We start from the raw sequence: 5,032 nt of genomic DNA, 5'->3' as shown, positions 1-5,032 counted from the left end.
ACATTAGTTCTTATTATACAAAAATCTAAGTTCTTTTGTGAAGAGCATTTTAGCTACATTTTTCTTATTTAATAATAGAAGTGTTATTGTTTCTTAAGAAATAACGTCAAAACAAATACGAGAACGGCTAATATAGTCGCTACAAGGAAAGCATTTTGTATTTCTAAAATATTCGCCTCTTGTAATGTCTCCACTTTTAGTAATCTTCCAATTAGCTTACGTAAAATCTAGTTACATCTCCTTATTTTCTTGAAAATCAACTTCTATAATGATTTTGAAAAAGGAGGGATTTTCCATGAAGCGATTTGTATTAAAAGCTGTTACGGTCTCTGTAATATTTTTAATTGCTGCATGTTCTTTGGCCACAAATACAACAAATGATCATAAAAATATGAAAGATAAAAAAACAATACAGACTGAAACAGCTACAAAACCATTGAAGGTTGAAAAAGGACCAGAAGTTACTTTAATAGCGAAAGAAGAAAAGCAAAAGTTAAGTAACGGTGTTATTGTTCCAGTCTGGACATTTAATGGATCATCTCCTGGTCCAGAAATTCGGGTGAAAAAAGGTGAAAAGGTGAAAGTGACATTAAAAAATGAATTATCTGCACCAGTATCTATTCATTGGCATGGATATCCTGTCCCAAATAACATGGATGGAATTCCAGGCGTGACACAAGATGCAGTTGAACCAGGAAAAAGTTTCACTTACGAATTTGAAGCGAACGTACCAGGAACGTACTGGTATCACTCGCATCAAGATTCTGTAAATCAATTAGATAGAGGTTTGTATGGAGCGCTCATTGTAGAAGATACAAAGGAAAAATATGATAAAGATTACACATTAATGTTGGATGAATGGGTTACAGATAAAGAAGAAATGAATAAGCAGTTAAAAGAAATGACAAAAGGGCAAATAGGTAATAAATCTAAAGGTAATGAAAATGAGGAAAAGAATGATGATAAGAACGGCATGGATCATTCTGGTATGGACGTGGGCAGTGATCAAAAAGACTCTAGTAATATGGAAGGAATGGACCATGGAAATATGAAGATGGAAGGTCATGATATGAGTATGTATGATTTATTCACAATCAATGGAAAAAGCGGTGATTTAGTAGTGCCATTGAAAGTGAATAAGGGAGATAAAGTTCGTTTTCGACTCGTTAATGCTGGTTATCTATCACATGATATACATGTTCACGGTCATGATATAAAAGTAATTGCGACAGATGGTCAACCAATAAACGATCCAAAAGTTATAAAGGATAAAGTAATTTCAATCGCACCGGGCGAACGTTATGATATTGAATTTACTGCTAATAAAACTGGGAAATGGTATGTTGAAGACCATTCGAAAAATAAAGGTGCAAAAGGAATGAAAGCTGTTATTGAATATGATGGCAGCAAAGAGATGAAAGATAAAGCAGACGAAAAAGAAAAATTACCGAAAGTAGATATAATGAAATATGGTACTAAAAAATTAGGTAGTTTCACGTTAAATCAAGAGTATACTGCCACATATAATATGGACTTAAATACGCAAATGAATGGAAATGAAATGGTATATACAATTAACGGAAAGGTATTTCCGGATATTGACCCAATTCAAGTAAAAAAGGGTGATTTAGTAAAAGTGAAGTTGGTAAATCGTTCTAAAATGGATGATCACCCAATGCATTTACACGGGCACTTCTTTCAGGTGTTGAGTAAAGATGGAAAACCGATAAAAGGTTCTCCAATTGTAAAAGATACATTGAACTTAAAACCAGGAGAAGAATATGAAGTAGCCTTTGTAGCAGACAATCCCGGTGAGTGGATGTTCCACTGTCACGACCTACATCATGCTTCAGCAGGGATGGTAACGGAAGTGAACTATACAGATTATAAATCTGACTATGTTCCAAACCAAAACATTCCTAATAAGCCAGAATAATAGGAAGCAGTTATCCTATGGATAGCTGCTTATTCATTTTTGTTGCAAGTACTAATGTATATGTTGATTATGCCCAGGTGAAGGTGCAGGTGCAGGAGTATGATCTGGGAATGTCGCGAATACGGCAACGATAATTACTACACTAATTGAAAGTAATAACAAAAAACGCTGTTGGATAAAAGTAGAAAAGTTCTCCGATAACAATTGAATTATACAGGACATAGTAATCGTTATAGTAAGTAAAAGGCTAATGAACAATATACTATGAGCTTGTTGAGCATTTAACATTTCTGTAATCATTGCTCCCATCATACTTGCCATTAATCCAGAGAACATTCCTTCTAAAGCAGTATATAGGTGAAAACGTAGACCCACTAAAAAACCGATAAAACCACTAATTAAAATAGCAAGTAAAGTAGAATATAGTAATTCCCCCTTAAAGAGAATGCCTAAATAAAAACCAATACTTAAACCGATACTCATACTAAAAGACATAATAAATACCATATACTCCATTAGGGTACCCTTACGTTTGGAAATATTGGATGCAATAAGAATTGAGGTACAGCAAAGTGTTAAGGTAGTTAACGTATAAGCAAACATTATGATACCTCCTTGTCCTATCGTTCATTTCATCATATGTGTACTTATGATAATTTATATCTGCATATTATCTGCACAATTTCATAGATGTAAGCAAAGGAACGCTTGATTTTTTAGGGCGTCTTTTTTAATTGTAAGCATGTGAAAGAAATTGTTATATTATGAGTTTCTATTGTGAAGCCATAAAGAATAAGCGTATAATATTATAGGTCTCACATTTGCGAGACAAACCGCGAATGATAAATAAGATTGTTGTTTTATCATCGCTTCTAAACATATAGACAATGAAAGTAACACTGGAATACAGATAGGGAGTTATAAAATGAAATTAATTATTGCCGAGAAACCAGATCAAGGGTTGGCTCTTGTTTCACAGTTTAAATATCGCCGGAAAGATGGATATTTAGAAGTAGAAGCAAATGAGTTATTTCCAAATGGAGCGTACTGTACATGGGCAATTGGTCATTTGACGCAGTTATGTAATCCAGAGCATTATCACGCAGAGTGGAAAAAATGGTCACTTAATACATTACCGATGATTCCAGAGCGTTTTCAATTTGAAGTAACAAAGTCAAAGTATAAGCAATTTAACGTTGTGAAACAGCTGTTACATAATCCACAGGTAACAGAAATTATTCACGCAGGCGATGCTGGGCGTGAAGGGGAACTAATCGTACGAAATATTATTAATCTTTGTAACGTGCAAAAGCCTATGAAGCGTCTATGGATTTCGTCTTTAACGAAGCAAGCTATTTATCAAGGGTTTAAAAATTTACTTGATGAATCAGATACAATTAATACGTATTACGAAGCATACACAAGATCTTGTGCTGACTGGGTTGTTGGCATGAATGCATCACGTGTGTTTAGTATTTTGTTAAAGAAAAAAGGAATGAATGATGTATTTTCTGCTGGTCGTGTCCAAACACCAACGTTAGCATTGATTGTAAAGCGTGAGAAAGAAATTGAAAACTTTAAGTCAGAGCCTTTCTGGGAAGTGTTTGCAACCTTTAATATAGAAGGAAAGAAATATGACGGGAAATGGGAGAAGGATAATGAATCCCGCTTAAAAGACCCTGATATGGCGAATAAAATTGCGGCATTTTGCCAAGGGAAACCGGCTGTTGTGAAGGAAATGAAAACGGAGCGTAAAGAGTTTCAGCCGCCGCTTTTATTCAACTTATCATCACTGCAAGCAACGGCAAATAAAGCCTTTAAGTTTTCACCGAAAAAGACGCTTGATATAACGCAAGCACTCTATCAAAAAGGGATTGTTTCTTATCCACGTTCAGATTCTAACTATGTTACTCAAGGAGAAGCAGCGACTTTCCCTGATATTTTACAGAAGTTAAGTCAGTTTGATGAATATAAAGGTTTATTACCGGCTCCGGTTGAATCCATTATGAACAATAAGCGTTATGTAAATGAAAAGAAAGTAACAGATCACTACGCGATTATTCCGACAGAGCAAGTTACAAACCCAAGCAGACTATCAGGTGATGAAAAGAAAATATACGATATGATCGTAAGAAGGCTTATTGCAGCTCATTATGAAGTTGCAATCTTTGACTATACAACGATTGTAACGCTTGTAGATGAACGTGCTGAATTCATTTCAAAAGGAAAACAGCAAATTCAAGAAGGTTGGCGTAAAGTTATTTTCCAAGACGATAAAGATGACGAAACCATTCTTCCAATTGTAGCTGAAGGTGAAGAAGGAAAAGTTGTAAAGGTGAAAGTGAAAGAAGGAAAAACACAGCCACCGAAGCGTTATACAGAAGGACAACTTATTACGTTAATGAAAACAGCCGGTAAGTATTTAGAGAATGAAGAGCTAGAGAAGGTATTGAAGAAAACAGAAGGTTTAGGTACGGAAGCGACCCGCGCGGGTATTATTACGATGCTGAAAGACCGTAAATATATAGATGTAAAGAAAAACCAAGTGTATGCGACTGATAAAGGAAAAGTATTAATTACCGCAATTGGTGACAAAATACTAGCTTCACCGGAAATGACTGCGAAATGGGAACAACGTCTTGCGGAAATTGGTGAAGGTACAGCTTCACCAGCTACATTTATGGAACAGACGAAAAAGCTATCAGCTAAAATTATTGAAGACGCAGTGGAAATGTCTGAGAAGTGGGATTTCACGGGACTACATGTTGAATCGATTGAACGAAAAGGATCGAAATTTACAACGGGTAAAAAGGTTGGTAGCTGTAAAAAATGTGATGGCGATGTAATTGATAAGTCAACGTTTTACGGTTGTTCTAACTATAATACAACGCAATGTGATTTCACCATTTCAAAGAAGATATTAAGTAAAACAATTTCGCAAAAGAATATGACAAAGCTCTTAAAAGGTGAAAAGACTGATTTAATTAAAGGCTTTAAAAAGGGCGAGAAAACGTTTGATGCGAAATTAGAGTGGAAAGATAATAAGATTAATTTTGTATTTGAGAATTAATTTGTTAAAAGAGCATGACATAAAAC

Annotated in this window: 3 protein-coding genes; 2 read left to right on the top strand and 1 reads right to left on the bottom strand. The window is 34.9% G+C overall.

Going from position 1 to position 5,032, the window contains the following annotated elements; all coding sequences use genetic code 11:
* Window positions 1-295: 295 nt before the first annotated feature.
* Window positions 296-1,936, top strand: coding sequence for a multicopper oxidase family protein (locus DN403_RS30290; RefSeq protein WP_000820011.1), 1,641 nt, complete (start codon window positions 296-298; stop codon window positions 1,934-1,936).
* Window positions 1,937-1,987: 51 nt separating this feature from the next.
* On the opposite strand, the gene DN403_RS30285 is transcribed toward DN403_RS30290, so the two are convergent.
* Window positions 1,988-2,539 carry a hypothetical protein gene (locus tag DN403_RS30285; RefSeq protein ID WP_016077856.1) on the bottom strand — a complete coding sequence of 184 codons (552 nt, stop codon included), beginning with the start codon at window positions 2,537-2,539 and terminating at the stop codon, window positions 1,988-1,990.
* A 322-nt stretch (window positions 2,540-2,861) separates the two neighbouring features.
* Between DN403_RS30285 and topB the strand changes: the two genes are divergently transcribed.
* Entirely contained in the window at window positions 2,862-5,006 is a 2,145-nt protein-coding gene (topB, locus tag DN403_RS30275; protein WP_000766771.1) for a DNA topoisomerase III, read from the top strand.
* The last annotated feature ends 26 nt before the right edge of the window (window positions 5,007-5,032 follow it).

Source organism: Bacillus sp. AY2-1 (genome assembly GCF_008368965.1).
Lineage (GTDB): Bacteria > Bacillota > Bacilli > Bacillales > Bacillaceae_G > Bacillus_A > Bacillus_A thuringiensis_S.
The sequence above is the reverse complement of the archived record's forward strand: the minus strand, read 5'-3'. Positions and strand labels throughout refer to the sequence as shown.

What these genes read in the sequence shown, in the direction of transcription:
- DN403_RS30290 (WP_000820011.1), top strand. Translation starts at nt 296, where the DNA reads ATGAAGCGATTTGTATTAAAAGCTGTTACGGTCTCTGTAATATTTTTA.
- DN403_RS30285 (WP_016077856.1), bottom strand. Translation starts at nt 2,539, where the DNA reads ATGTTTGCTTATACGTTAACTACCTTAACACTTTGCTGTACCTCAATT.
- topB (WP_000766771.1), top strand. Translation starts at nt 2,862, where the DNA reads ATGAAATTAATTATTGCCGAGAAACCAGATCAAGGGTTGGCTCTTGTT.